Origin of the sequence: Novipirellula herctigrandis (genome assembly GCA_007859835.1) — a bacterium.
GTDB classification, from domain to species: Bacteria; Planctomycetota; Planctomycetia; order Pirellulales; family Pirellulaceae; genus Novipirellula_A; species Novipirellula_A herctigrandis.
Genome location: SJPJ01000002.1, coordinates 584,169 through 584,412, shown reverse-complemented (window position 1 = coordinate 584,412; position 244 = coordinate 584,169). Strand labels below are relative to the sequence as shown.

At 57.8% G+C, this 244-nt stretch carries 1 pseudogene; it reads right to left on the bottom strand.

The annotated features are described in order from the left end of the window. Window positions 1-244 (bottom strand): annotated as a pseudogene (locus CA13_RS36215) (cadherin repeat domain-containing protein); the annotation flags it as partial.

The following is a 244-nucleotide window of genomic DNA, read 5'->3' as shown; positions in this document are numbered from 1 at the left end:
CACGTCGAGCGACGGATTCGTCTCGAAGTTGAGCGTCGAACCGGCCCTCAGTCGCAAGTCATTGCCGACGATTTCAAACAGCGCCGCATCGGTACCGGAAAGCGACAGCGTCTGTGAGCCCAGTGCATCATCACTGACAGCGATCGTTGCGACGACGATAGCGGAACTGGTGTCAGCATCTTCGCTGAGGTTGCTGACCACGGACGACAGGGTGATCGTGGGTGCTTCATTGACATCGCTGATC